Below are 26,062 nucleotides of genomic sequence, written 5' to 3' on the forward strand. Positions count from 1 at the left end.
CCCGCAAGCCCGGCATTCCAGCGACCAACCCTTTACGCCGGCGCCTCGACGTCTGGCGGCAGCAGGAAGCGGGCGAACCAGTCTGCGGCCAACTCGGCGGCGGCGCCCAGCGTGCCCGGCTCCTCGAAGAGGTGGGTGGCCCCGGGCACGACGGCCACCCGGTTCTCGCAGCGCAGGAGTCTCTGCGCGTCGCGGTTGAGCTCCAGCACGTCGGTGTCGGCACCGCCAACGATGAGCAGTGTGGGCGAGGTCACCTGCGGCAACCTGGCGCCGGCCAGATCGGGCCGGCCACCACGGGACACGACGGCGGCGATCGTCACACCGGGGTCGCCGGCCGCCCAGAGGGCCGCGGCGGCTCCGGTACTGGCGCCGAAGTAGCCGATGTGGCTTCCAGCCGCGTCCGCGCGGTCCGACACCCAGTGGGTGACCTCGGTCAAACGCCGCCCGAGCAACTCGATGTCGAAGACGTTGCCGCGGTCCAATTCCTCCTGCGGCGTGAGCAGGTCGAACAGCAACGTGCCCAGCCCCGCCCCGTACAGCACGTCGGCCACATACTGATTGCGGGGGCTGTGCCGGCTGCTGCCGCTGCCGTGGGCGAAGAGCACCACCCCGGTCGGCGATGCCGGCAGGTGCAGGTGCCCGCGCAACGTCACCTCGGCGAGAGGAATCTCAACCTCGATATCGGCATCGGCATCGGCATCGGTGTCCGGCGCCGGCGGAGCGACGTCTCCGGTCAGCCGCCGCGCGGCCTCGTCGAGCAGGCGCACGACCTCGGCGTCGTCGGTGGCGGAAAAATCGGTGTAGAACTGCCCGACCGCCCAGAAGGCTTCCGGCGCAGCGACGTAGACGACGTCGTCGGCGCCGGTGAGTGTACCCAGGGTGCTGGCGGCGATCACGGGCACCGCGAGGATCACCCTCTCGGCGCCGAGCCGCCTGGCCACATCACAGGCCACCTGCGCCGTGGCACCGGTGGCCACGCCGTCGTCAACGATTACCGCGATGCGCCCCTGCAGGGAAATCCGGTCACGACCCGGCCGCAACCGGGCCACCCGGGCATCCAGGTGGGCACGTTCGCGGGTCTCGACCGCCTGCACCTCCGCATCCGTGACCCCGGTGAGCGCCACGATCGACTCGTCGACGAGTTCTTCGCCTCCCTCGCCGATGGCGCCCATCGCGAGTTCGGGTTGAAAGGGCACGCCCAGCTTGCGCACCACGATCACGTCGAGCGGGGCCGCGAGCGCGGCGGCGACCTCGAAGGCGACCGGCACTCCCCCTCGGGGAATGCCCAGCACCACAACGTCCTGTCCACGCAGCTCGAGGAGTTGGCCCGCCAGCTGCCGGCCGGCGTCGACACGATCAGAGAAGAGCACCACCGGGCCATGATGGTCCTCGACGGCCCTTGGCGCTAGGAGCTAGGGGGCGCTGGGCGCTAGATCCTGCGCCGGCGGGGTGTGACGGCGGCTCCGACGACAGCCGCCTTCGCGACCGGCGACGGGCCGGGGGAAACCGCCGCGCCGACGACGGCGGCCTTGGCGACCGGCGCACGTACAACGCCGACTCGTCCTACTCGTGCGGGCCTCAGCGGCATGTCATCCTCCTGGTGTCTCGGGTGTGTCTCGCGGCTCTGGTGCCTCATCGGCGTCGATGGAGGCGATGATGGCCTGAACGGGGATTCGTCCATTCGCGATCAGTTGGCCCCCGGCGCGCCGCGCCGCAGACGCGAAGGGCGCGGCCCACAGGTTCTCGTAGACGAGCACACCGGCAATGCTTCCGGGGTCCATCGCCGCGGCGAGGTTCACGATGTCCTCCTCGGCGAGCAGCTCTGCCAGTTCGGCTTCGAGCGTCTGCAGCGCGCCGAGGTCTCCGACGTCGGAGAGTTCCATCGCCTCAATGCCGCCCTGGTGATCCTTGGCGAGGATGACGGCGTCGATGAGGCGGATGGTTCCCGAGTCGGTGAGCCTCACCAGCTCCTCGGCCATCTCGCCCGAGAACGTCGATTGTCCCTCGGGAAACTCCACGATGAGAAAGTCGACGGGGCCCAGGGCGTCGAGAGAAGTCTCAACCATCACTACTCCGATCATCAGGCTCGACCGCTGCCCAGAGAGCACCGCCGAGATTTGCGGCCCATGGTACGCCCGCCCCGGCTATCGTGCACCGCTTGGCCATCTCGCCCGGGTTCGCCAGCCTCAGCGCCAGAATTCCGCAAGCCGCTCGGCGAGCGCCCTGCCGTGGTCGTACCCGACCCGTGCGGCGGGCGGACGGAGCGACGGATTCATCGCATTGGCGCCGAACAGGTGCTCGGAGCTGCTGTCGGGGAAGACCGTTTCCACTCTGCTGCCGCCGGCACGTAGCTCATCGGCCTGCGTTGCGAGATGCAGGCCCCAGCGCACCGGCGTGAGAGATCGGCCACCGAAGGGTGACAGCACGAGCACCCGCGCGTATCCGGCTGCCAGATCGGCATTGTCGGCGTTAGACCGATAGCCGCCGTCGATGTACCAGGCATCGCCGATGCGGTAGGCGAATCCGCTGGCACAGCTGGCGGCCACGGCGTCGACCAAGTCGACCCAGCTGTGACGGTCGAACACAACCGGTTCTCCGGTTCGGGCATCGACCGCAGTGATGAGCACCCGCCGCCGTGGCCAGAGTTGGCTGGGCAGTCTGGTCGCGACGGTCGCGCGCCACCGCGTCTGCACGGAGTCGTCCAACTCCGCCGCCAAGTCGAGGGCTGCCGCACCCATTCTGCAGCGCATGGCGGCCGCATCCTCGGCGGCGGCGATGAGTGCGCTCGTACGCTCCAGGTGGTCGGTCGCGGACCTGGTCGGCGCAGGTCCTCGGCCGGATCGGTCCGGTCGCGTCGGCGCCGGGGGTGTGGCGGCGAGGATGTCGGCCAGCAGCTGGGTGGGGCTCGCGCCGGTGATCTGGGCCGCTGCGGTGGATCCGGCGGAGGTGCCGACGATCAGATCGGCCTCTGTCACATCCAACCCGGCCTCGACCAGGCCGGCCACGACGCCGATCAACCAGGCGTTGCCCGTCGACCCGCCACCGCCGAGCACCAACGCCGTGCGGGATGGGCAAGCGTCCGGGGATGTCGGCTCCGAGTCGCGCGTGAGGGAATCATTCATAGTCGTAGCTTTCTGAGAGTGCGTGCAGCGCTCCCCGCGACGGCTACGTCAGTCGCGCGATCGTGAACTCGAAGGAGCGCCCAGAGTGGACAGTGTGTGCATCGGGCTCACCTCCTCAAATCGTGTCACGTTCCCCGAACTCTACCCGTGGTGCACCCAGCGCGCATCCGCCACGACCAGCCTCTCGACAATCCGTCAAACCAGCCGGGTTATTCGGCGCGGCGCACTAGCGTGGATGCATGGATCTTCAGTTGCGTGGCCGGGTCGTTCTCGTCGTGGGCGGGACGGGCTTCATCGGGTCCGCCATCGTCGATCGAGCCCGCGCCGAGGGCGCCACGGTCGTTGTGGCATCGCGCACCGCGAACGTGGGAATCGTCCTGGATGCCGCCGACCAGAGGTCGGTCGACGACGGCATCGCGAAGACTGTCGCGGATCACGGTCGGCTCGATGCCGTGGTCGTCGCCGCAGCCCCCGCAGCGCATACTCTCGACCCGTCACGCAACAGCGACCCGGCGCAGGTCGCGGAAGCGTTCGATGGTAAGGCACTCGCCTTCCTCAGAGTCGCGAACGCGGCCATCCCGGTCATGCTCGCTGCCGGATACGGGCGCATTGTGGGCATCAGCGGACAGAACGCCTTCATTACCGGCAATGTCACCGGGGCCGTGCGCAATGCCGCGCTCAACATCACCGCGAAAAACCTTGCCGACGAGATCGCCGGGTCAGGGGTCACGATCAACACCGTCAATCCGGCGCTCGTGACAGAGGAGCCGGCAACCGTCGTGGCCGATGGCCGCGGCGGAGAGTCATCGCCAGCTCAGATCGCCGACCTCGTGGCCTTCCTCATTTCGCCCCTGTCCGCAGTATCCGGGGAGTCAATCGCCGTCGGACACCGGATACGCGGCGTTCTCTGAAAGAATCACCGCGATCCCGTAGCCGAGCGGTCGGCGATCTTTTCGAAAAGCCCCATGAAGGGTGGATCGCTGGCGTAGGCGAGGGCTCGAGTGAGGTCGGCGTCAACGATCGCTCGGACCATATTTGAGACGGCTTCGATGTGTTCGTCCGCAGTGGCACGCCACTCTGAGCCGATCTGCCCCGAGAGCTCCCGCAGTGTGTCCATCTGAGCCCGCAGGATGGATGCTGCCACCGTTTTCAGGATGCCGGGCGGCGGGATCGAGACGATCGTGGCGAAGACCTCGAGGCTCGAGCGAACAAGATCGCGCAACTCTCCGTCGCGCGCAGCTTCGAGCGCTGACACACGTTCTCCCAGCCTCGCAGCTCCGGTGTCATTCATACTCCCAATCGCGTCCGCGAAGATCAGCGGACGGAGGGCTCCCAGCACTCGGGCTGTCTGCGGATACAAGGGGGCGTCGAAGACTTGCCCATGAATCGATCGAACAAGACCGGACAGCGCCGAGCTCTCGCCGGCGAACACCCCGCCGCCGGGACCTGTCCGAACGAAGATCTCTCCCGTCGATTGCAGCAGTCGCAGCGCCTCGTGCAGGGTGCCGACGGAAACTCCGCACAACGCTCGCATCTCCTCGCGGCTCCCGAGGCGCACTCCCCCTCCAGCCACACGAGCGACCTCCGCGATCTGTTCGGCGGCGATTTCGGCGCGAGAGCGCGACGACGATCGCGCGGGCGCATCCGATCTCGCTTCCATTTCTCTCTCCATCCGCCGGGCGCTCAGTAACCTGCGCCACTCTACTCACACAGCTATTATTCATGAATAATAGCTACGTTAGCTTTATTGCGTTGGGCCACAGCAGCCCGATCGCAGCGCGTGTACATGAAATTGGGAACCGAGGACCACATGTCAGGCACGACCACTGGAACGAAGACCGGCGTGGCCCGAACGCATTCGAGGGCGAGGAAGGTCTGGCTCGTGATCGGCGCCAACGTCGCAGTGGTCGCGGTGGCGGCGGTGACGACGTTCGCCATCTTCAAGCACTCCGTCGACAGCTACGTCGACCCGTGGATCCAGAAGGTTGCCGACGCCGGTTACGAGCAGAAGACCGCGCAGGTCAACGACGTCAACTTAAGCTACGTGGAGGGCCCCGACAACGGCCCACCCCTCGTACTTCTGCACGCGCAGTTGATGGACTGGTTCGACTACAGCCGCGTCATGCCGGATCTCGCGCATGACTACCACGTCTTCGTCGTCGACTACCAGGGCCACGGCGCGACGACCTACCCCGACGACTATCCGATGACAGCGAACCAGATCGGCGCCGATCTGGGCGCGTTCATGGATCGGGAGATCGGCGAACCGGCCTTCGTCAGCGGCAACTCCTCCGACGGGCTCCTCACGACCTGGCTGGCAGCCAACCGGCCCGACATCGTCAGGGCAGCCGTACTCGAGGACCCGCCCCTGTTCGCCTCCGAATACCCCGAGATCAAGAACACCGTGGCGATCAAGGCGTTCAAGAGCAGCTACGACGTCGCCAGCAGCGAAACCGGCAACGAGGACTTCCTCGTGTACTGGCTCGACTACAACTCCGCATTCTTCGACAAGAACGTGTTTCCTGGCTCCGCGACGGTGATCAAATACTTCACCACGTCCTACCGCGAGGCGAATCCGGGCGAACCCGTCGAGCTCAACTTCATCCCCGACGAGACCATTCGTCTGCTCATGCGCGGACTCGAAGAATACGACCCGCGATTCGGTGCCGCGTTCTACGACGGATCGTGGAACGAAGGCTTCGATCACGCCGAAGCACTGCAGAAAATCACGGCACCGACCCTGCTCATCCACGCAAACTTCTCGACAACTGACGACGGACTACTGAACGGGGCGATGGATCAGGACGAAGCGGACCAGGCGATGTCGCTGCTTTCGGACGGAACGTACAAGCGGGTCGACTCAGAACACGTCGTGCACCTCGACCAGCCCACCGAGTACGTGAGCATCCTCAACGACTTCTTCCTCGACGGCTCCAAGTGACGGTAGTGACACGACGGGCCGGCCGCCGGCCGCCCCGCATCCGCGCGCGAACCCGCGTACTCATCATCGCCATCTCCGCACTCCTCGCCGGGGCTTCGCTGGCCGCGGTCGCGGATGCGCTGCTCCGCAGTCGTATCGAATCCGAGCTATCGGCGACGAGCACGCCGGTCGAGCTGGCCCTGGGAAGCCAACCCGTACTGTGGGGGTACCTGACGGGAACACTTCACCTGGATGCGCACCTCGACGCCGCACAGATGCAGCAGGCGATCAGCGCCAAGGCGGGCATCGCCGTCGGCGACATCACGCTGTCGGACGGTGCGATTCTCGCGTCGATCGACACCGGACCCCTGTCGGCGCTCCTCGGCGGCGATGTCCTCATCGAGCTCACTCCAGAAGCTGTCGACGGGAAGCTGTCGATCTCCGTCTCGGGAATCAGCGTCGGGGGCGAAGAGCGGGAGGGCACGGCACTCGCCGCCCAGCTCGGTCCAGTCACGATCGACCCCGCCGAGATGATGAACTGTGCCGCGCTGGCAGACGTGGAGGCCGACAACGTGAGCGTTGAGGACGGCGACATGGTCGTGTCACTGAGCGTGCCGACCGCCGCCGCGAAAGACTTCAACGGCTGTCGATGACTCGTACTCGACGTCCGTGAGCTTTCGTTCATCCAATGCACACCATCGGTTAATCGACATCTCGCCCCGTAGCTTCCAGCATTGTCCGAACGGCATATCGCTGTGTGGCGGACACGGGTGAATGCGCTCGAGGGGTCGCCGCAGTCACACCACCTGACCAAGTCCGAGAGGCGTCGCGATGAACCGTCCTATTCGAGTCCTGTCGCTCTATGAAGGTTTCTTCGCCGGCGGCGCCCGCATCCTGCATACCGATCTCATCGCCGGGCTACACAGCGGGGCCGGCCAACGGCATAGCGTCCTATCCATCGCATCGGCCGCCCGCCGCGAATCAACCATTCAGCACCTGCACAATGACCCGCGTTATCTCCGCCTCACCCAGTCGGGCGTCGAGGTGGCGACGCTGGGGCGACTTGGCGGGCTGGACGCACCTGCACCGGCCACGTTCACCGAGCGCCAGCTGCGCATCGCCGCGAACGCGGTCCGGCAAGCGGACATGATCTTGTCGCTGAAGGAGCAGCCGATCGGGCTGCTGCTCGCGTTGCGTGAGCGCGGCTTGATGCCTGACATTCCCGTTGCCGCGTGTCTCCATCGCTCCGACCCGAGGCACTCGGGGCCGGCCCTGTCCTGGCTCAGCGAAGCAGCCTCGAACGGCCTGTTGACGGCGGAGATCTCGTGCGCCCAGTCGACCAGCGACGCCTACAGACCATTTCTGGCGCCGACGACAGCACGATTCGTCATCGGCAACGGCATCGACACAGATCGCTTCCGCCCCGGCACGGACGACGAGCAAGCCTCGACGCGGCGGCGGTTCGGGATACCAGCGGCAGCACCCGTCGTGGTGTTCGCCGCCCGGTTCGACGCCATGAAGGATCCCGGCCTGTTCTTGCGTTCCGCCGCCCTGCTTTCCCAGCAGCGGCCCGAGACGCACTTCCTCGTCTGCGGCGCAGGGATGACCGTGGAGAACGACGCATTTCGTACCCTGGTTCAGGACTCGGGTGTCACCGCTGCGACAAATCTCCACGCGCTCGGCATCCGCGATGACATGCCGGCGATCTACCAGATCGCCGACATCGTCGCGCTCACCAGTGCCTTCGGCGAAGCATCACCCCTGTGCCTCCTCGAAGGCGCGGCGTCCGGTGCGACGCCGGTCACCACGGATGTCGGCGACTCCGCTGTCACGGTGAACGGCATTGGATTCGTCACGACGCACGACCCGGCCACTATCGCCGCAACGTGGGATGCTGTCCTCGACCAGAGACCAGAGCTTCGAAACCAGAGCCTGTCTGCTCGGGCGCGCTTCGGGCGCCAACGCATGATTGCCGAGTACTCAGCCGTCGTGAGCGGCCTCCTCGGGAGCAATCGGGCCGCGGCCTGACTGACCCGCATCTGTCGACCCGCGTTTGGGTTTCTTAGACGTCCCTGTGATGCCTCGAGGCACGCTGGGGTGATGGACACTCTGATTCCGGCAGCGGCCACCCGTTCAGTGCAGCAGCAGCCTTCGTGGTCCTCGAGAATGCCGCGTGGCTGCTGCTGGTGCCACACTTGAAGGGACAACGCCCCGACGCAACCGCCGTTCGTGCCGTCCAAGGAGCTTCCGATGATCGCTGAGGGCAAAGCCCGCGCTCGACTGCTCCTGATCGAGGACGACGCAAAGCTTGGGCCGCTGATCACGCAGGTGCTGACCGAGAACTATGAGGTCACCTTGGTGGCCGACGGTGCCGAGGGGCTCTCCGCCGGACTGCTGGGCGACTTCGAGGTCATGGTCATCGATCGACGGTTGCCGTCGTTGGATGGGCTGAGCGTCGTTACTGCTCTTCGCCGCAAGCTGGTCACCACCCCTATCCTGTTGCTCACCGCACTCGGTACGACCAGGGACAAAGTGGACGGTCTTGATTCCGGCGCGAATGACTACCTGGTCAAACCGTTTGAGTTCGACGAGCTCCTGGCCCGGCTGCGCGCCATCCGTCGGGTCTTCACGGGCGAGGGACGCACCCTGGTCGTGGGCGGGTGGGCGTATTACCCTGACAGCCGCACCATCTATTCGCCGTACGACGGCCGTATTCTGCTCACGGCCAAAGAGAATGACTTGCTCAAGCTTCTCGCCGAGGCCCCAAACCGCACATTCAGCCGTCAGCAGATCCTTAACGCAGTGTTCAACGCTGACGACACCGCCGGCACTGTCGATACCTACGTGCATTACCTTCGACGCAAGACCGAAACTGACATCGTCCTCACCGTGCGCGGGCAGGGCTACCGGCTGGGACAGCCGTGACCCACCGCCCCATCATTGACAGCGACACCCTCGCGATCCGACGCGCTTCACGCATCGTGGGGACTCGTATTGCGCTCACCTGCGCCGCAGTTGTCGCGCTCGTAATTCTCGCCGTTTTCTTGTATCTCCTCTCGGAGATACCTGCCGCTGAGCTGTTTGAAAGAGTACCTGACCCTGACAACCTCACGCTCAGCGCCGTTGATCTTCTGCGCGCTGCGGCCGTCCTCGGCGGGGCGCTGATCGTGCTCGCGGGGGTGATGAGTTGGTTGGTCACCAGGCGGGCGGTTCAACCTCTGGGCGAGGCACTGCGAATCCAGCGTGCCTTCGTCGCCGACGCCAGTCACGAATTGCGCACGCCGTTGGCCGTGCTCGATGCCAGGCTGCAGATCTTGCAACGTGCCCTGCCGGCAGACGACCCGGCATCCGCAACCGTTGCTGAGCTTCGCAGCGATGCGAAGGACCTGATCAACATTGTGAATGATCTCCTCGAGTCGGCGGAAATCGATAGCCCCTCCGTCGAGGAAGTTGATGCGGTGGACGTGGCCGCGGCAGTGGCCGCCGCTGTGCAGTCGATGTCTCTGATCGCCGTGGAAAAACACGTCACCATAGCCTTCGATACCACCGGTTCCGCGGCCGCGCGCGTGCCAGCATCCAGCATCACCCGATGCATCATCGCCTTGCTCGACAACGCCCTGCGATTCGCACCCGAGCACTCAGTCGTCAACGTGGGCCTGACTGTGACGCAGAAAGCAGTCTCGGTCACAGTCCGCGACACTGGCCCTGGGATTCAAGGAATAGATCCGGCTCGAGTCTTCGATCGTTTCGCACACTCTGGGCAAGCCGTGGATGGCGGTGGGGATGCTCGCACCGGTTTCGGTATCGGTCTCTCGCTGGTTCGGGAAATTGCCGTGCGCTACGGCGGAGGAGTCGCTGTTCTCGCCAGCTCCAGCGAGGGCACCGCGATTCGGCTCACGGTTCCCCGAGCGAAACAGTCGCCGCGCGTTGCCTAGGGGCGGCGACAAGCGAAAGCGGGTGAGAAATCTACGCCACTCGCCGGCGACGAATGATCGCTGTGCGCACCAGGACCGGTATAACCGAAAGCACCACAATGCCCACCAACACAACGTCGATGTATCGGGCAGCGAACTCGGATACCCCGGGAATGTGGGCTAAGCCGTACCCCAGCATGATCACTCCCGTCGCCCACACCGACGCGCCCACGACGTTGAACAGGGTGAAGAGCCCTCGGCGCATTTTCCCCACGCCTGCGGCGACGGGTGCGAACGTTCGAACCACGGGGACGAATCGGGCCACCAAAACGGCTGCCGGACCGAAACGATCAAAGAACGCCTGCGTGCGCTGGACGCTCCTTCTGCTGAAGAGCCCGGATTCTCGGCGCTCGAATATTGGCGGGCCGGTTCGACGACCGATGACGTAGCCGACCTGATCTCCAGCGGCGGCGGAAAGCACGACAGCAGGGATGACCATCCACAAGGGCTGATTGACTGCTCCGCTGAGGGTGAGTACCCCGGCGAAGAAGAGAAGGGTGTCCCCCGGGAGGAAGAATCCGATGAGGAGACCGGTTTCTGCGAAGACGATGGCGCAGATCACGACCAGCCCCCAGGCTCCTGCACCGGAGATCAACGCTTGAGGGTCAAGAAAACCGGCGACCGGCAGCATGGAGTGGATCATCCGTCTACCCTCGCAACCTGTCTCTAAGAAACGGCCAAGAATGCTGCTGGTTCCTGAGAGATTCGGTACCGCTGATAACTTCTGTGAGAAGTCTTAGACCCGGGCAGTTTCGCTGACTAGTGCTAACCCACTCAGAAGGAGCGTTCACCCATGAACTCAGAGCATTCCCGCAGTCAGTCGTCCACCCGTCGAATGCTCAACAAGGTTCCAGAGGTCACCCTCGTCTTCTGGGTGATCAAGGTCCTGGCCACCACGGTCGGTGAGACCGCCGCGGACTTCCTCAATGTCGACCTGGGGCTCGGGCTCACACTCACCTCAATCGTCATGGCCGTGTTTCTCATCGCCGCTCTCCTCGTGCAGTTCACACTCCGCCGCTACGTGCCTGCCGTGTACTGGCTCGCCGTTGTGCTCATCAGCATCGTGGGCACGTTGATCACGGACAACCTCACCGACAGCCTCGGGGTGCCCTTGTGGGTCACGACAGCAGTGTTCGCCGTTATCCTCGCGGTCACCTTCACAACGTGGTTTCTGTCTGAAGAGACCCTCTCCATCCACTCGATTTTCACCACGCGCAGGGAGACGTTCTACTGGCTGGCGGTGCTCTTCACCTTCGCGCTCGGAACCGCGGCCGGCGACCTCGTCGCCGAAAGCCTGGACCTCGGCTACCTCGTCGCACTGCTCGTTTTTATCGGCGCTATCGCGCTTGTGGCAGTCGCATATTTCATTTTTCATCTCAATGCCGTGCTGGCGTTCTGGATCGCGTACATCCTCACCCGGCCGCTCGGGGCGTCAACCGGTGACCTCCTTTCCCAGCCCGTCGCCGACGGCGGACTCGGGCTGGGCACGACAGGAACAAGTGCGCTGTTCCTGGCTGTGATCCTCGTCCTGGTGACCGTCCTGTCCGCTCGCTCGCGCAACATCGACGCTCCACTCGTGCAGACCCTGTAAACGAGTGTCAGTGCACGGTTACGGCGATCTTTCCTTCGGCGTGACCACTTCGCAGTCGTTCGATCGCCTCGGCGAGTTAGCCGAGGACCTTGGCGATCTGCACACCGATCAATCCGATCGCGGAAGTCGCCTCTGTGAACAGGACTGTGGCACCCGATGCTATTCCGGCGGTGGTCACTGCGCCGTGCTCGGTGAACAACGCGGTAGGGAGGGCCGCCGCGTCGGTGAAGGAGGGTGAGTCGGGGATGACGATGACGCGCCGGTGGTTAAGCTGCCCCTGTCCGGCTGCGTAGACCGGAAGCACCCTCTTCACGTAACCGATACCGTCGCCGGTCACCTAGGCGGTCATGGTCTTGTCGACGAGCGAATCCTGCTGGTCTGGCTTATTGCTGGTCTGGTTCATTGTTCGGCGAAGACACGCTTGGCGACATTCATCGAGCCCATCCCCTTGGGCCAGCCCGCGTAGAAGGTGACATGGGTGATGGTTTCGATGAGCTCGTCCTGGGTCACACCGTTCGCCACGGCGTGACCGAGGTGGAAGGCGAGTTGGTCGTAGTCGCCGCCGGCCGCGAGCACAGCAACGGTGATGAGGCTGCGGTCCCGAGGGGACAGTTCAGGACGGTTCCAGACATCCTCGAACAGGACGTCGTCGGTGAGGGCCGCGAGCTTGGGAGAGAAGTCGCCGAGAATTCGGCGGCCTCCGCCGACCTGCTTGCGGTTCTGGTTGCTGGTGGTGTCAGTCATAGCGCTACTCAACCGCACGTGCTCCGTATGCGGGAGGCCCTGGTGGAGGACGTACTGGGAGGGCCTCCCTCATTGGTTGCATCTGTCGTAACGTCGTCCCATCGGCGTCGACCTGCCCCGGGCATCGCCCGCGCATCAACCAGCACCACTGTTAAGGAGAAACACCATGCAGATCGAACCCCAGAACCCCACCGTCAAGAACCCGGCCGCTCAGTTCGCCGGCGACGTGTGGCTTGACCTCGTCGCCACGCCCCACACCGACGACCAGCGGATGACCGTCGCCACCGTGCGCTTCGCCCCCGGCGCCCGAACCGCCTGGCACTCCCACGCACGCGGCCAGTACCTCCGCGTCACCCAGGGAGTAGCCCGCTTCGGTGCCCGCGACGGCAGCATCATCGAGGTCCACCCCGGGCAGACGCTGTACACCCCACCCGGCGAAGAACACTTCCACGCCGCGTCCGGTGGCACCTTCATGGAGCACATCGCCATGCTCGAAGCCGGCGACGATCCCTCGGCCACCACCGTGTGGCTCGAGCACGTCACCGACGACGAGTACAACGGCAAGTAACCGCACACCTCTGGCGACGACCCCGAACCGATCGAGTCTCGGCCGGGGTCGCCGCCCCTATGAGCGGTTCGTCGTGATGATGTCGTAATCCTGTAGGGCGGTCAGCTGAACGAGGAGGCGCGTGGCCTCCTGACCGGGAAGGATGTCACCCAGCATGCCAGCGAGGTGTGATTCAGCTGCCGCCTCGGCCGCCGCCACGGTGGTCGCTCCGGTCTGGGTGAGGGCCACGATGGAGGATCGCCGGTCAGTGGGGTTGGCCGAACGCACCGCGAGGCCATCCCGTTCGAGCCGGTCAACGAGCTTGCTGGTTGCTCCGACCGTGATCGACATTTTCACGGAGATGTCCTGCACCCGAGCAGACCCCGCTGTTGAGCGGATCGCGGCAAGTGCCTGAAATGTGGCCAGGGACACCCCAACTGTTGCTTCCAGGTGGGCATCGAGTCCGTTCCAGAGCTTGATCTCCAATCTCACCAGCTCCGAAAAGACATCCAAATAGCGACTCATTGATTCCAGCTTCCCTGTGTGTTCATCAGTATTCCCTGTACGGAGCCAAGCCGACCGCACATCTGGTGGCACGCAATGTCACTCAAGCCAATTGCAGTGATGCTGGGCCACTCAGGTGGGCCTAGAGGTGTTCCGTCAGCCAAGTGCCCGCAATAGTCGACGCCGGTGCTTGCTTGTCGATGCTCTCCGCGTTGAGGGCGATGAGGCCCTCGGGCGTCAGCGCGGCGCTGATTTCGTTGATGATGCCTTGAGCCTCAGCGTCGAGCTTGTCGCTGGCGATCGGCACCACATGTGACGGGAGAAACAGGCCCTTGGGGTCTTCCAGTGCCACCAGGTCGTTGGATCCGATCGCGGGGTCGGCCGTGTAGATGACGGCGAGTTGGATCGCATCGTCCCGCAGTGCTTTCAGGGTCAACGGTCCACCGCCGTCCTCGATCGGGGTGAAACCGACCGTGACACCGTATTCGCTCTCGAGTCCCTTCGGGCCGTCCGGTCGGTTCTCGCCCTCACTGTTGCCGCCCAGGGTGATCGGCACGGGGACTGCGGCGAGGTCGGCGATGGTCGTGACGCCGTACTTCTCAGCGAACTCGCGAGTGACGACGAAGGAATTCTGGTCGGTCGCCGATGACTCGTCGAGAACGTGCAAACCGTCGGGCGCCGCCGCCACCAGAGCGTCGTAAACCTCGTCGGCTAGACGGGCGGACGTACCGGGTTCCCAGTAGGTGAGCAGCGGCCCGGTGTACTCCGGGAAGAGATCAACGGCGCCGCTCTCAATCTCCGACACATAGACCTCCCGCTGGCCGATGAGGAAGTCACGTTCCACGGTGTATCCGGCGGATTCGAGTGCCTGCGAATAGATCTCGGCGATGATCTCGCTGGAGTAATAATCCTGCGAGCCGACCACGATGGTCTCAGACGACGACGATCCGGTTGCGCCGAGCGAGTCCGTGCTCGTGCAGCCCGCAAGGCCGATCGACACGACGGCCAGGCCGGCGGCCAGTGGAATAATCCGAGTGAATTTCATGTGCTTCTTTCTGTGACAGGTGCAGGGGTGGAAGTGTCGAGGGTGCGCGCGCCCATCCAGCGCACGACGAGGGCGAGTACGCCGTCCAGGGCCAGGGCCAGAATCACGACCAGAATTGAGCCGCCGATCATCTCGTCGTATTCGCGGCTCTTGAGTCCGGTGAAGATGAAGCGACCCAGCCCGGCGTCGGCCGTGTATGCGGCCAGGGTGGCGGTCGCCACGACTTGAAGCGTCGCCGAGCGGAGACCACCGACGATGATCGGGGCGGCCAGGGGCAGCTCGACCCCACGCACAATCTGCGCCTCGGAAAGCCCGACGGCCCGTGCGGCATCCACCGTGATCAGGTCGGTGGCGGCGACGCCAGCATAGGCTCCGGTCAGCAAGGGCGGGATGGCGAGGATGATCAGCGCGAGCATCGGCGCCCCGAGCCCGATTCCCAAAGCCAGGCCCAGCACCGTGAGAAGTCCGAGGGTCGGGATCGCTCGAGCCGCGCCGGCAAGCACCACGATGACTCCCCCACCCCGCCGGCGATGTCCCAGGATCACTCCGACCGGAAGAGCCAGGCCAGCTGCGACCCCGAGCACCCCGATCGTGATGAGCACGTGTTCGACGAGCCGCTGCGGGACGCCGCCCGATCCCGTCCAGGTGTCCGGCGCGAGGAACCACGCGATCGTCTCAGCCCACAACGACATTTGCCTTGTCCTTTCGCGGGGAGGCCTGTAGCCAGGGTGTCAACGCCCGGCCCAACACGGCCAGAATCAGGTCGATCGCCACGGCGATCATGACGGTGAGAACGAGCCCGGTGACGACTTCACCGACGATGCCGCGTTGGAATCCGTCAGTGAAAAGCGTGCCCAGGCTGGAGACACCGGTGAGCGCTCCGATCGTCGCCAGGCTGACCGTGCTGACCGAGACCACACGCAGGCCCGCGATGAGGATTGGCGAGGCGAGCGGTAGTTCAACGTCCCAGAAGCGGCGCCATGGTGAGTATCCAACCGAGGATGCCGCCGCCAACGCGGACTGGGGCACCGACTCGAACGCGTCACCGGCCGAGCGGGTCAGGATGGCGACTCCGTAGGCCGTGAGAACGATGACAGCGGTAGCAGGTGATCTCAGACCGGTGCCGAAAATCGACGGGACGAGGATGAACATGGGCAGCGCGGGAATCGCGTAGAGCACCCCGATGGCGCCCAGAGCAGGTCCGCGCACTCGGCGGAGACCGTTCACGATACGGCCGAGCGGCACCGCGACCAGCAGGCTGAGCAGAATCGCCGGAAGAACGAGGGACAGGTGTGCCGCTGTCAACTCGAGGATCCTGTCCAGGTTCTGGCTAAGCCAGTTCACGGTGCCAGAGCCCCGAGAAACCGGCCGGTGCGATCGACCACGAGCCGCACACCGTTGACCTCACGTACCGACAGGGCACGGGAGGGATCTGCCGCCCCGACGAACTCTGCGACGTAGGCGTCGGCCGGTTGGGTCAGCAGCTGGGCAGGCGTGCCGCGTTGGGCGACCTCGCCGCCGGCGCGGAGCAGCACGACTTCGTCGCCCAGCGCGAAAGCCTCATCGACATCGTGCGTGACGAACACGATGGTCTTGCCGAGTTCACGGTGCAGGCGCCGCACTTCGTCCTGCAGCTCGCGGCGCACGATCGGGTCAACGGCCCCGAAGGGCTCGTCCATGAGAAGGATGTTTGGATCCGCTGCCAGGGCGCGGGCAACGCCGACTCGCTGCTGCTGCCCGCCGGAGAGTTGCGCCGGGTACCGGCCCGCCAGGGCACGATCCAGGCCGACCCGTTCCAACAGCCCCAGCGCATCCCGACGTGCGGAAACCCGGGAACGGCCGTTGAGCACCGGGACCGTGGCGACATTGTCGACAACGGTTCGGTGGGGCAGCAAACCGCCACCCTGCAGAACGTACCCGATCGATCGCCGAAGGCTAGTGGGCTCCATCGTGCGAATATCGCGGCCATCGATGAGGACACGGCCCCCGGTCGGGGCAACCATACGGTTGACCATCCGCAGCAGCGTGGTCTTGCCCGACCCGGAGGACCCGACAAGCGCGATCATGGCGTGACTCGGGATCTGGAGGGACAGGTCGCGAACGGCGGCAGCGCCGCTCGGATAGACCTTGGAGACCTTGTCGAACTCGATCACCGGGTCAGCACGACAAGCTTGCCGCCCGCGACGCCGCCCTCCATGTCGCGGTGCGCCTGCACGATCTCATCGAGCCGGTAGACCCGACCGACCGGAACCCGCGCCCGGCCGGCGACGACGGCGTCAAGGAAGCCCTGCAGCTCGGCCGCAGAGAGGTCGGCGGCCTCCCCGGAGTAGGCGGTGAGTCGCACGCCGTTCGGAAGCCAGTCCATCGGATAGAACTCGCTGATCGTCCACTGGTCGCTCAGCATGCCCGTGAAGCAGACCGTCCCTCCGGTGCGCACGGCACGCAGAGTGTCGCGCATCACGTTGACGCCGACCAGCTCGACGGCGCCATCGACACCGCCCGGCACGATCTCCCGCACCCGCGCGGCCACCGAACCGTCATCGATGATCACGTGGTCCACACCGGCGGCCTCGAGCAGATTGCGACTCGCCGGGTTGCGGGTGGTGGCGAGCACCGTCATCCCGCGAAGCGCACCGAGAGTGGCCAGGGCCAATCCCACCGACGACGTGCCGCCGCGGATGAGCAGGCTCTGTCCGTCGACGGCTTCCAGGCCGACCCGGAGAGATCCGGCCGCGGTCTGGAGCATCTCGGGCACGGCGCCGAGCACGTCCCAGCCCAGGGAGCTCGAGAAGGGAACGACGATGCGTGCGGGCACGGAGACGTATTCCGCATAACCGCCGTCGAAGGCCCGGCCCATACCGCCCATCATTGCCGCGACACTCGTCCCGATCGGGAACTCGTCGCCGGGCGCATCCACGACGACCCCGACCGCTTCGATGCCGGGGATGCGCGGGAACGACCCGGTCGAGGCAACGCCGGACCGGAAGTGCAGTTCGGAACGGTTGAGCCCGAACGCCTCGACCCGGATCAAGACCCATCCAGTTTGGGGCGTCGGGATCGGAACGTTGCGGATCTGGAGCGCCTCTGGGCCACCCGGCTGGTCGATGACGACCGCACGCATCGTGCCGGTCATGCGCGCGCCGCCGCCCAGAAACAAGCCCGAACCATCACGTTCTCCAAACTGTCATGGCCTGCACTCATGTGCATTCCTAAGAATATAATGTAGTGGAAGATTCTTCTATACGATAGGCCTCTGATCCGGCCCGTCGGTCTCTCCGCCACCGTAGAAAGGCTCCACCATGACCTCCCCCAAGAGCATTGCAGTCCTCGTGATCGACATGCAGAACGACACCGTGCACCCCGACGGCGCCTACGCGGGAACCGGTGCCGCCGAGCACGCTGCGAGCCAGAATGTCGTGCCGAATGTGCGCTCCATCTTGGATGCGGCGCGAATGTCCGGAACGCCCGTCTTCCACAGCCGGATGATTGTCTATCCCCAGCCGGGACTCGGCGGCGACAATGCCCCGATCTTCCGCATGCTGGCACCCGACACTTTCACACTCGGTAGCTGGGGAGCTCAGATCGTCGACGAGCTCACCCCCGCGGACAACGAGATCGTGCTCGACCGCACCCGAATGAGCGTCTTCAACGGCACCAGCCTCGACAGCATGCTCCGCAATCTCGGCATCCGCACGCTTGTCGTGGCCGGCGCGTGGACGAACATGGCCGTCGAGCACACTATCCGGGATGCCGCGGACCTCGGCTACGAGGTCACGATCGTGACGGATGCCACGTCCAGCCTCAGTGCCGAGTGGCAGCACGCCGCCCTCAACTTCGCGCTCACCAACATCGCCACGGCGACCGACACCGCATCTGCAGTGGCCGCGCTGCGTCAGTAGACTGATCGCCCGCACACTGGAGGCAGCATGCCCATCATTGACATCAGTCTCGCCGAAGGCCGAACAGACGAGCAGCTGCGCGACCTGATGCAGCGCGTGCACAACGCAGTGGAAGAGTGGGGCGCACCAGCATCCAGCATCCGGGTGCTGGTGCGGGAAGTCCCGCCAACACAGTGGCTATCAGGCGGGACCACTCTGGCCGAGCTGAGAGGCGTGAAGTAACGCCGCGAGACCTTCAACGCGCCGAAGCGGCTGAAGGCGCTACGGGTCAAGCGTCCCCTGGATGGCGGCGAGGTTTTGCCCGATTACCGGCTCAGGAATGCGGGGCTGGTCGTGGAGCAAGCTGAACACCGTCTGCCCAGACGTGGGAGACCGCGAGATCGCTCGTGAGCCCGACGAGGTCTGCGGCGAACCCCGGGGCCAGGTAGCCGAGTCGATCGTCCAGCCCGAGCGCAGCGGCGGGAGTGGCAGTCAGCGCGGTGACGGCGTCTGTCAGGCTCAGGCCGAGACGACCGACGGCCATTCGCAGTGCCGCATCCTGGGTGAGGGTTGAGCCCGCGATAGTGTCAGATCCCTCGACGCGTGCGATGCCGTTTGCGACGGTCACGTTCAGCGAACCGAGCAGATAGGCGCCGTCCGGGGATCCCGCGGCGGCCATGGCATCCGTGATCAGGGCGACTCGTCCCGGTACTGCCTGAAACAGGGTGCGCGCCACGATCGGGGCGACGTGAATGCCGTCGAGGATGAGTTCCACTGTGACCCGGTCGTCGTCAGCAGCCGCCATGATCGGTCCCGGTTCGCGGTGGTGGATGCCCGGCATGGCATTGAAGGCGTGCGTGAGTACCGTCGCGCCGGCGTCGAATGCCTTCCGTGTGATGTCCTGGGTTGCGACGGTATGACCCACCGCGGCGATTACGCCGCCGTCGACGATTTGTCGGATCGCGTCGTAGGCACCCACCAGTTCGGGGGCGATCGTGATCTGGGTGAGTACCCCCCGACCGCAATTCAAGAGGTCACCCACGGTCGACCGCGTTGGCTCAAGCAGGTATCCCGGCTGGTGAGCTCCATGGTTATGCGGGGAGAGGAACGGCCCTTCGAGGTGGGCACCGAGAATCAAGGGATCGTCTGACATCGCTTCCCGAATGGTGTCCAGCGAGCGGGCCAGCATAGCGACGGGGTTCGCGACAAGACTCAACACGGCGCGGGTCGTACCGTGCTGCCGGTGCATCGCTAGCGCGGCGGCGATGTCGTCCGGCCCGTTGTCGTAGGCCCCCTGCGCGCCACCGTGCCCGTGGAGGTCGATGAAGCCGGGAACCAGCGTCGTTTGCCCTAAGTCGAGCACGCGGTGCGCGGCCGGCGCATCCGGTCCGCTGCCGACAGCGTGGATGGTGTTGCCGGTGATGAGTACCCAGGCGTCCTCGAGAGTTCTGCGCGCGTCCACCGCGCGCGCTGCGCGGATGAGTGTCGTCCGCGGAACCGCCTCCGTCAATGCTCTACCTGCCAGGCCGGCTTATTGGCGTACGTGTACCGGTAGTAGTCAGCGAGCTGCAGATCTGCCGCCGCCTCCTCGTCAAGGACGACTGTGGCGTGCTCGTGTAGCTGCAGGGCACTGCCGGGTACGAAGGAACTGAGTGGGCCTTCGATCGCTGCGGCGACTGCTTGAGCCTTTGCCGAGCCGTGCGCCACCAGCACAACCTGCCGAGCCTCAAGGATCGTGCCCAAGCCCTGGGTCATGCAGTGCATGGGCACCTGTTCGATGGAGTCGAAGAAGCGTGCATTGTCTTGCCTCGTCAGTGGGGCGAGCGTTTTGATCCGGGTCCGAGACGCGAAGGACGACGTCGGTTCGTTGAAGCCGATGTGCCCGTTGGCGCCGATGCCGAGAATTTGCACATCGATCCCGCCGGCGGCTCGGATGGCTGCGTCGTAGTCCTTCGCGGCGGATTCGAGGTCGACGGCGCGGCCGTCGGGCACGCTGACGCGCGTGGGTTCGAAGCCCAGGGGCGCGACGACATCACGCGCGATCACGCTGGCGTACGACTCCGGGTGTTCGAGCGGGATGCCCACATACTCGTCGAGGGCGAATCCGCGCGCATGGGCGAACGTTATTTCCCCGGCCTGGACCCGTCGTCTCAAATCGACGTAAATCCCCTGGGGACTCGATCCGGTGGCGAGCCCGATGACTGCCGACGGATTCTGCGCGACGACGGTGGCGACTTTGGCCGCCGCGACGCGGCCGACCTCGGCCGGCGAGGCCACGATGATGATTTCCATGGTGTTTCTTCTCCTTCTAGCCTGAGCACAACGGCTCATGGACTATTAACGTGCGACGGATTCCGCGAACCAGTTGGTGATTGTGGTTGGATGCGTGATGGCCGTGCCCACGACCACCGCGAACGCCCCGGCATCGACGCATGCCGAAGCCTGGTCGGGTGTGTGCACCCGCCCCTCGGCGATCACCGGGATCGGCAACACCGAGGCGAGGATGCGCAGCACCTCCAGGTCGGGTCCGTCGGTCTTGGGCCGTTCACCGGTGTAGCCGCACAGGGTGGTGCCCACGCAGTCGGCACCGGCCTCGAAGGCGGCGATGCCGTCGGCCGCCGAGCCGACATCCGCCATCACCAGGGCGCCAGTCTGATCGTGGATGCGGGCGATCGTCTGCGCCAGGCTGAGTCCGTCAGGCCGGGCCCGGCGGGTGCCGTCGATGGCCACGATCTCGGCGCCAGCCTCAACCACGGCCAAGGCATGTCTGAGCGACGGAGTGATGAACACGTCGTCAACTCCGTCCTTCCACAGACCGATCTGTGGCAGCGCCACCCGCTGGTGGATCGACCGGATGTCGTCGAGGCCCTGGGCGCGGATGCCCACCGCGCCGCCGCGCACCGCTGCCTCGGCGATCTGGGTCATCGTCTCGGGGTGCCGCATGGGCTCGTTCGGGTAGGCCTGGCACGAAACAATGAGGCCGCCCTTGAGCGTGCCGAGGAGAGGGTGGGGCATGGCGGGGATCCGTTCGAAGTGTTGAGGTGTCGGTGCGGGTAACGAACGACGGGGCGCCGTCACGAGGAAAGACGAGCGACCGCCGGCGCGGCGAGCAGAGAGGCCGCGCCGACGATGGCCGAGTCGGCGCCAAGCCGCGTGGGCACGATGTGGCAGCCGGCCAGAAGGCCCAGCGCTTCGGCGCGGGCGTGGCTTTCCATCACGGTCCACCAGCGCGGGCCGGCGGCGGCCAGCCCGCCGCCCACGATCACGATGTCGGGGTCGACGCTGTTGATCAGGCCGCCGAGGGCGCGTCCGAGGGCGGATGCGGCGACGTCGATGATCTCGGCCGCCAGCGTGTCACCCGCGTCGGCCCGGGCGAAGATCTCCTGGGTGTTCCGGACCGGGCTGCCGCCGTGGCGCAGGTAGGCGTCGAGGATGGCGGGGCCGGACGCGATGACCTCGAGGTGACCGGTTCCGCCGCAGGTGCAGGCCAGACCGGCCGCCTCGGCGGCGGGCAGGTGGCCGTAGTGGCCGGCGGCGCCGTGCCGGCCGGACTGCAGCACGCCGTCGATCACCAGCGCACCGCCGATTCCGGTGCCGGCGGCGAGCACCAGCACGGTGCGTTCGCCCCGGCCGGCACCGTGCACGGCCTCGCCGAGGGCGTGGGCGTGCACGTCGTTGACGGTGGCGACCGGCAGGCCCAGCCGGTCTTCGATCTCGGCGCCGAGCCGTGTTCCGGTCCAGCCGGGCAGGGAGTTCGTGGCGAATTGAACGGTGCGGCTGACCGGGTCGATCACGCCGGCCGCGCCGATTCCGCAGCCGGCCAGGGGTGCGCCGGCTGCGGATTCGGTGAGGCGGGTGGCGAGGTCGACGATGGTCTGCAGCACGGCCGCGGGGCCTTTCGCCGCGGGTGTCGGCGCCGAAACCCGCCGGATGACGGTGCCATCGGCGGCGACGAGGCCCGCGGCGGTCTTGGTGCCGCCGAGATCGACGCCGATGACGAGGCTCATCGCACCAAGAGGCCCGCGCGGTCGACGATGGCTTCGATGCGCTCGACGGTCTCGCCGGTGAGGGCGGGAACCGGCGGCGACATCCGGTTGGTCGCGATGATGCCGAGGTGCGCGAGCGCGGTCTTGAACGCGCCGAGACCGGCGGCCTCGCCGCTCACGCCGGAGGCCTGGAAGACGATCTCGAACAGTTCAGACAGCTCATCCTGGATGCGGCGGACGGCGACCCAGTCGCCAGCCTTGGCCGCGGCGACCAGGTCGACGTAGCGCTTCGGGTCGACGTTGCCGAGTCCGGGAACGACGCCGTCGGCGCCGAGCAGCAGGGCACCGTCGACGACGACCTCGTGACCGGTGAACAGAACGAGCGGGCTGCCGGCGGCACGGTTGGCCATCACCAGTCGGCGGAACGCGACGTCGTCGCCGCTGGAGTCTTTCACGCCGGCGATGATGCCCTCGGTACCCAGGCGCACGAGCATCTCGAGACCGAGCTTGTTGTGCACCCGCACCGGAACGTCGTAGGCGAAGATCGGCAGATCGGTGGCGGCGGCGAGCAGGCGGAAGTGCGTCTCGATCTCGGCCTGGTTGGGCAGGGTGTAGAACGGGGCGGTAGCCACGATGGCGTCAACGCCGGCGGCTTCGGCCAGGCGGATCTGCTGCACGACCCGGGCAGGGGTCATGTCGTTGACGCCGGTGAGTACCTTGACCCGGCCGGCGGCGATGCGCACGGCTTCGCTGAGGATGAGCGAACGGTCCGCGTCGGAGAGGAAGGCGACTTCGCCCGAGGAACCCAGCACGAACAGGCCGTCGACACCGGCGTCGATGAGGTGGTTCACAAGACGCTCGAACGATTCGAGGTCGATCGCGCCGTCGGCGGTGAGCGGGGTGACGAGGGGCGGGACGACTCCGCCGAAGGTGGAAACTGACATGGATGAACTCCTGATTTCGTTAGTTATGGATGAGAAGGCTGGGGGCCGCACCGAGCAGGGTGCGGGTGTAGGCGTCGGCCGGGTTGCGGAATACCTGCTCGGCGGGGCCCTCCTCGACCACACGGCCGGACTTCATGACCACGATGCGGTCCGAGACGTACCGCACGGTCTGGATGTCGTGCGAGATGAACGCCATGCCGAGGTTGAGGCCCACCTTGAGGTCGCTGAGCAGGTTGAGGATCTGGGCGCGCACCGAGACATCCAGGGCGCTGGTCGGCTCGTCGGCCACGATGATGTCGGGCTCGAGGGCGAGCGCCCGGGCGATGGCCACCCGCTGGCGCTGCCCGCCGGAGACCTGACCCGGGAACACGTCGCTGGTGGAGGCCGGCAGGCCGACGAGGTGCAGAAGCTCCCGCACCCGGGCCTCCCGCTGCGCCAGGGTGCCGATTCCGTGCACCCGCAGCGGGTCCATCAGCACGTCGTGCACCGTCATCCGGGCGTTCAGTGCGGTGGATGGGTCCTGGAAGATGATCGACACCGACTTGCCGTAGGCCTTGGCGGTGGCCCGGTCGCGCTTGACGATGTTGCGGCCGTTGAACGACACGGTGCCGCTGGTGGGCTCCTGCAGCCCCACCATCACCCGGGCCAGGGTGGACTTGCCGCAACCGGACTCCCCCACGATGCCGATGGTCTCGCCGCGGTTGAGGGTGAGGCTCACCCCGTTGACGGCATGCACCTTGTCGCGACGGAACAGGGTGCCGGTGCGAGCGGTGTGGATGACGTGGATGTCGTCGAGCCGAAGGATCTCGCTGCTGGTAGTCATCGGGTGGTCTCCAGTTCGTCATCCGGTGCCAGGAGGGCATCGTTGTGGGTGGACACGAGGTGCAGGGTGCCGGTGACCGGGCGCAGCTCCGGGCGGGTGGCCCGAACCGCGTCACCGGTGCGTGACCGGGGCGCGAACCTGTCGCCGGTGGCGAAGTCGCGCGGTGACGGCACTGTGCCGGGGATCTGGTGCAGCCGGGTGGCGCCGTCCTCGATCGACAGCACCGAGCCGAGCAGGCCGCGGGTGTACTCGTGCCGGGGGCTCATCAGCAGCGCGGTGGTCGGCGCGGATTCCACCACCTGGCCGGCGTACATCACGGTGATCCGGTGCGCCAGCTCCGCAACGAGGGCGAGGTCGTGGCTCACGAACACCATGGCGAAGCCGAGCTTCTCGCGCAGGTCGTTGAGCAGGTCGATCACCTGCGCCTGCACGGTCACGTCCAGCGCGGTGGTGGGTTCGTCGGCCACGATCAGCTTGGGGTTACGGGTGAGCGCCATGGCGATCAGCACTCGCTGGCGTTGCCCGCCCGACAGCTCGTGCGGGTAGCTCTTCAGGGTGCGGTCCGGGTCCAGGCCCACCAGCTCGAGCAGCTCCCGGGCGCTGCGGGTGCCGCCGCGCTTGATCAGCTGGCCGAGCTGGGTGCGCACCAGCATCGACGGGTTGAGCGAGCTCAACGCATCCTGGTACACCATCGCCATCTCGTGGCCGAGCAGGGCCTGCCGGTCCTTGCGCGGCATGGTGAGCAGGTCGCGGCCCTCGAACAGGATCTGCCCGGTGATCTCGGCGGTGTCGGGCAGAAGGCCCATGATGGCCAGGCTGGTGATGCTCTTGCCGCAGCCGGACTCGCCGACCAGGGCCATGGTCTCGCCGGGGCGCACCGAGAAGCTCACGTTGTCGACCACGGCGACGTCGCCGTGCCGGTTGGGGAAGCGGATGCTCAGGTTCTTCACCTCGAGCAGCGGAGCGGCGTCGCCGGTGAACACCAGCCGGTCGGTGCGGGTGGACTCGATCAGCCGCAGCTGGGCGAGGTGCACCTCGAGGGGCACGGATGGCGCGGCGACCTCGATCGTGGACACCGTCATGGTGGTGGCGCTGTCGGCGGCGGACACGGCCGCTACGGCTGTGGAGTTCTTCGTGGCCGGTTTCACCAGCGCGTCGGTGAGGCCCTCGGCGAGGATGTTCAGCGACAGCACGGTGATCAGGATGAGCATGCCGGGGAAGAACGTCGCCCACCAGCCGCCGCTGAGCAGCAGGTTGCGGCCGGAGGAGATGACGTTGCCCCACGACGGCGCCGGGTCCTGCACGCCGGCGCCGATGAACGACAGGCTCGCCTCGAACACGATCGCGTCGGCGACGAGCACGGTGACGAACACCATGATCGGGGCCGCGCAGTTGCGGGCGACGTGCCAGAACAGGATGTGCGGCAACCGGGCGCCCATCACGCGTTCGGCGGAGACGTAGTCCTCACCGAACTGGGCCATCACGTTGGCGCGCACGATCCGGGCGATCTGCGGCACATAGAGGAACGCGATGGTGCAGATCAGGATCGGCAATTCCTTGCCGAACACGGCGACGAACACGATCGCGAGGGCGATGCCGGGGAAAGACATGATGATGTCGAGGATGCGCATGATGGTCTCGCTGAGCCAGCGCGACGCGGTGGCGGCGATCGACCCGATGATCGCGCCGAATATCAGCGCGAGGGCGGTGGCACCGAGGCCGATGGCGAGGGAGAACCGGGCGCCGTAGAGCAGCCGGGAGAAGATGTCGCGGCCATTCCGGTCGGTGCCGAACAGGTGCTCGAACGACGGCGGCAGGGCCGGGATGCCCGACTTGAGCGGGTCGAACGGGGCGATGACCGGCGCGAGCAGGGCGACGAGCACGACCAGCCCGAAGAAGGCGAGAGCGATCTTGGAGCCGAGCAGCATGGCGCCGAAGCGCTGGGCGGGCACGCTCAGCCGTGCGTTGAGTGATCGACGCATCG

The 26,062-nt window shown here is 66.2% G+C and carries 30 protein-coding genes; 10 read left to right on the top strand and 20 right to left on the bottom strand.

From position 1 onward, the window contains the following. Positions 1 to 32: 32 nt before the first annotated feature. From BJQ94_RS11245 to BJQ94_RS11255, 3 genes are all read right to left on the bottom strand, one after another. Complete coding sequence (locus tag BJQ94_RS11245) at positions 33 to 1,373, bottom strand: phosphoribosyltransferase family protein (protein ID WP_265400199.1); 1,341 nt, start codon at positions 1,371 to 1,373, stop codon at positions 33 to 35. 216 nt (positions 1,374 to 1,589) lie between these two features. Beyond that, positions 1,590 to 2,066, bottom strand: a complete 477-nt coding sequence (locus BJQ94_RS11250) for a DUF6325 family protein (RefSeq protein ID WP_265400198.1) — start codon at positions 2,064 to 2,066, stop codon at positions 1,590 to 1,592. Between the two features lie 120 nt (positions 2,067 to 2,186). Further along, positions 2,187 to 3,122 carry a patatin-like phospholipase family protein gene (locus tag BJQ94_RS11255; protein ID WP_265400197.1) on the bottom strand — a complete coding sequence of 312 codons (936 nt, stop codon included), beginning with the start codon at positions 3,120 to 3,122 and terminating at the stop codon, positions 2,187 to 2,189. Positions 3,123 to 3,361: 239 nt separating this feature from the next. On the opposite strand from BJQ94_RS11255, the gene BJQ94_RS11260 reads away from it, so the two are divergent. Next, positions 3,362 to 4,033 (top strand): SDR family oxidoreductase, encoded by a 672-nt coding sequence (locus BJQ94_RS11260; RefSeq protein ID WP_265400196.1) that lies wholly within the window; start codon positions 3,362 to 3,364, stop codon positions 4,031 to 4,033. 5 nt (positions 4,034 to 4,038) lie between these two features. On the opposite strand, the gene BJQ94_RS11265 is transcribed toward BJQ94_RS11260, so the two are convergent. Continuing rightward, positions 4,039 to 4,782: a hypothetical protein gene (locus tag BJQ94_RS11265; protein WP_265400195.1), complete on the bottom strand. Its 744-nt coding sequence runs from the start codon at positions 4,780 to 4,782 to the stop codon at positions 4,039 to 4,041. Between the two features lie 126 nt (positions 4,783 to 4,908). On the opposite strand from BJQ94_RS11265, the gene BJQ94_RS11270 reads away from it, so the two are divergent. The 5 genes from BJQ94_RS11270 to BJQ94_RS11290 all read left to right on the top strand — a co-directional run bounded on the left by BJQ94_RS11270 (position 4,909) and on the right by BJQ94_RS11290 (position 9,977). After that, positions 4,909 to 6,063, top strand: coding sequence for an alpha/beta hydrolase (locus tag BJQ94_RS11270; protein WP_265400194.1), 1,155 nt, complete (start codon positions 4,909 to 4,911; stop codon positions 6,061 to 6,063). 5 nt (positions 6,064 to 6,068) lie between these two features. Then, a complete protein-coding gene (locus tag BJQ94_RS11275; RefSeq protein WP_265400193.1) occupies positions 6,069 to 6,695 on the top strand; it encodes a hypothetical protein in 627 nt (208 codons plus the stop codon). A gap of 178 nt (positions 6,696 to 6,873) precedes the next feature. Continuing rightward, positions 6,874 to 8,070, top strand: coding sequence for a glycosyltransferase (locus BJQ94_RS11280; RefSeq protein WP_265400192.1), 1,197 nt, complete (start codon positions 6,874 to 6,876; stop codon positions 8,068 to 8,070). A 222-nt stretch (positions 8,071 to 8,292) separates the two neighbouring features. Then, a complete protein-coding gene (locus BJQ94_RS11285; protein ID WP_265400191.1) occupies positions 8,293 to 8,967 on the top strand; it encodes a response regulator transcription factor in 675 nt (224 codons plus the stop codon). Then, complete coding sequence (locus BJQ94_RS11290) at positions 8,964 to 9,977, top strand: HAMP domain-containing sensor histidine kinase (protein ID WP_265400190.1); 1,014 nt, start codon at positions 8,964 to 8,966, stop codon at positions 9,975 to 9,977. The genes BJQ94_RS11285 and BJQ94_RS11290 overlap by 4 nt, the downstream gene beginning before the upstream one ends. A 31-nt stretch (positions 9,978 to 10,008) precedes the next feature. Here the strand turns inward: BJQ94_RS11290 and BJQ94_RS11295 are convergent, their stop codons facing one another. Continuing rightward, positions 10,009 to 10,659 carry a DedA family protein gene (locus tag BJQ94_RS11295; protein ID WP_265400189.1) on the bottom strand — a complete coding sequence of 217 codons (651 nt, stop codon included), beginning with the start codon at positions 10,657 to 10,659 and terminating at the stop codon, positions 10,009 to 10,011. A gap of 150 nt (positions 10,660 to 10,809) precedes the next feature. On the opposite strand from BJQ94_RS11295, the gene BJQ94_RS11300 reads away from it, so the two are divergent. After that, the gene (locus BJQ94_RS11300; RefSeq protein ID WP_265400188.1) at positions 10,810 to 11,607 is read left to right on the top strand and encodes a hypothetical protein; all 798 of its coding nucleotides are present in this window, start codon (positions 10,810 to 10,812) and stop codon (positions 11,605 to 11,607) included. A gap of 76 nt (positions 11,608 to 11,683) precedes the next feature. Here the strand turns inward: BJQ94_RS11300 and BJQ94_RS11305 are convergent, their stop codons facing one another. After that, positions 11,684 to 11,944, bottom strand: a complete 261-nt coding sequence (locus BJQ94_RS11305; RefSeq protein ID WP_265400187.1) for a hypothetical protein — start codon at positions 11,942 to 11,944, stop codon at positions 11,684 to 11,686. Positions 11,945 to 12,006: 62 nt separating this feature from the next. After that, positions 12,007 to 12,351 carry a carboxymuconolactone decarboxylase family protein gene (locus BJQ94_RS11310; protein WP_265400186.1) on the bottom strand — a complete coding sequence of 115 codons (345 nt, stop codon included), beginning with the start codon at positions 12,349 to 12,351 and terminating at the stop codon, positions 12,007 to 12,009. A 166-nt stretch (positions 12,352 to 12,517) separates the two neighbouring features. On the opposite strand from BJQ94_RS11310, the gene BJQ94_RS11315 reads away from it, so the two are divergent. Beyond that, positions 12,518 to 12,919 (top strand): cupin domain-containing protein, encoded by a 402-nt coding sequence (locus BJQ94_RS11315; protein ID WP_265400185.1) that lies wholly within the window; start codon positions 12,518 to 12,520, stop codon positions 12,917 to 12,919. A 57-nt stretch (positions 12,920 to 12,976) separates the two neighbouring features. On the opposite strand, the gene BJQ94_RS11320 is transcribed toward BJQ94_RS11315, so the two are convergent. The 6 genes from BJQ94_RS11320 to BJQ94_RS11345 all read right to left on the bottom strand — a co-directional run bounded on the left by BJQ94_RS11320 (position 12,977) and on the right by BJQ94_RS11345 (position 17,580). After that, on the bottom strand, positions 12,977 to 13,384 hold the full coding sequence (locus BJQ94_RS11320; protein ID WP_265400184.1) for a MarR family transcriptional regulator: 408 nt from the start codon (positions 13,382 to 13,384) through the stop codon (positions 12,977 to 12,979). Between the two features lie 160 nt (positions 13,385 to 13,544). Further along, a complete protein-coding gene (locus tag BJQ94_RS11325; RefSeq protein ID WP_265400183.1) occupies positions 13,545 to 14,447 on the bottom strand; it encodes an ABC transporter substrate-binding protein in 903 nt (300 codons plus the stop codon). Then, positions 14,444 to 15,139, bottom strand: coding sequence for an ABC transporter permease subunit (locus tag BJQ94_RS11330; RefSeq protein ID WP_265400182.1), 696 nt, complete (start codon positions 15,137 to 15,139; stop codon positions 14,444 to 14,446). Before BJQ94_RS11330 ends, BJQ94_RS11325 begins: the two co-directional genes overlap by 4 nt. After that, positions 15,123 to 15,791 carry an ABC transporter permease gene (locus BJQ94_RS11335; protein ID WP_275875473.1) on the bottom strand — a complete coding sequence of 223 codons (669 nt, stop codon included), beginning with the start codon at positions 15,789 to 15,791 and terminating at the stop codon, positions 15,123 to 15,125. The genes BJQ94_RS11330 and BJQ94_RS11335 overlap by 17 nt, the downstream gene beginning before the upstream one ends. After that, positions 15,788 to 16,600, bottom strand: coding sequence for an ATP-binding cassette domain-containing protein (locus BJQ94_RS11340; protein WP_265400180.1), 813 nt, complete (start codon positions 16,598 to 16,600; stop codon positions 15,788 to 15,790). Before BJQ94_RS11340 ends, BJQ94_RS11335 begins: the two co-directional genes overlap by 4 nt. Beyond that, entirely contained in the window at positions 16,597 to 17,580 is a 984-nt protein-coding gene (locus tag BJQ94_RS11345; protein WP_265400179.1) for a zinc-binding dehydrogenase, read from the bottom strand. The genes BJQ94_RS11340 and BJQ94_RS11345 overlap by 4 nt, the downstream gene beginning before the upstream one ends. A gap of 166 nt (positions 17,581 to 17,746) precedes the next feature. Between BJQ94_RS11345 and BJQ94_RS11350 the strand changes: the two genes are divergently transcribed. Both BJQ94_RS11350 and BJQ94_RS11355 read left to right on the top strand, forming a co-directional pair. Then, positions 17,747 to 18,346 (top strand): isochorismatase family cysteine hydrolase, encoded by a 600-nt coding sequence (locus BJQ94_RS11350; RefSeq protein ID WP_265400178.1) that lies wholly within the window; start codon positions 17,747 to 17,749, stop codon positions 18,344 to 18,346. Positions 18,347 to 18,373: 27 nt separating this feature from the next. Further along, the gene (locus BJQ94_RS11355; protein ID WP_265400177.1) at positions 18,374 to 18,568 is read left to right on the top strand and encodes a 4-oxalocrotonate tautomerase family protein; all 195 of its coding nucleotides are present in this window, start codon (positions 18,374 to 18,376) and stop codon (positions 18,566 to 18,568) included. A gap of 91 nt (positions 18,569 to 18,659) precedes the next feature. On the opposite strand, the gene nagA is transcribed toward BJQ94_RS11355, so the two are convergent. The 7 genes from nagA to BJQ94_RS11390 are packed head-to-tail and all read right to left on the bottom strand — an operon-like array spanning position 18,660 to position 26,060. After that, positions 18,660 to 19,835 carry an N-acetylglucosamine-6-phosphate deacetylase gene (nagA, locus tag BJQ94_RS11360; protein WP_265400176.1) on the bottom strand — a complete coding sequence of 392 codons (1,176 nt, stop codon included), beginning with the start codon at positions 19,833 to 19,835 and terminating at the stop codon, positions 18,660 to 18,662. After that, positions 19,832 to 20,617, bottom strand: coding sequence for a glucosamine-6-phosphate deaminase (gene nagB, locus BJQ94_RS11365; protein ID WP_265400175.1), 786 nt, complete (start codon positions 20,615 to 20,617; stop codon positions 19,832 to 19,834). The genes nagA and nagB overlap by 4 nt, the downstream gene beginning before the upstream one ends. A gap of 45 nt (positions 20,618 to 20,662) precedes the next feature. Further along, entirely contained in the window at positions 20,663 to 21,340 is a 678-nt protein-coding gene (locus BJQ94_RS11370; RefSeq protein ID WP_265400174.1) for an N-acetylmannosamine-6-phosphate 2-epimerase, read from the bottom strand. Between the two features lie 59 nt (positions 21,341 to 21,399). Next, entirely contained in the window at positions 21,400 to 22,332 is a 933-nt protein-coding gene (locus BJQ94_RS11375) for an ROK family protein (protein ID WP_265400173.1), read from the bottom strand. Beyond that, a complete protein-coding gene (locus BJQ94_RS11380; RefSeq protein WP_265400172.1) occupies positions 22,329 to 23,255 on the bottom strand; it encodes a dihydrodipicolinate synthase family protein in 927 nt (308 codons plus the stop codon). Before BJQ94_RS11380 ends, BJQ94_RS11375 begins: the two co-directional genes overlap by 4 nt. 19 nt (positions 23,256 to 23,274) lie before the next feature. Next, entirely contained in the window at positions 23,275 to 24,078 is an 804-nt protein-coding gene (locus BJQ94_RS11385) for an ATP-binding cassette domain-containing protein (RefSeq protein WP_265400171.1), read from the bottom strand. Beyond that, positions 24,075 to 26,060, bottom strand: a complete 1,986-nt coding sequence (locus BJQ94_RS11390; protein ID WP_265400170.1) for a dipeptide/oligopeptide/nickel ABC transporter permease/ATP-binding protein — start codon at positions 26,058 to 26,060, stop codon at positions 24,075 to 24,077. The genes BJQ94_RS11385 and BJQ94_RS11390 overlap by 4 nt, the downstream gene beginning before the upstream one ends. Positions 26,061 to 26,062 lie beyond the last annotated feature (2 nt).

Source organism: Cryobacterium sp. SO2, from assembly GCF_026151165.2.
GTDB lineage: Bacteria > Actinomycetota > Actinomycetes > Actinomycetales > Microbacteriaceae > Cryobacterium.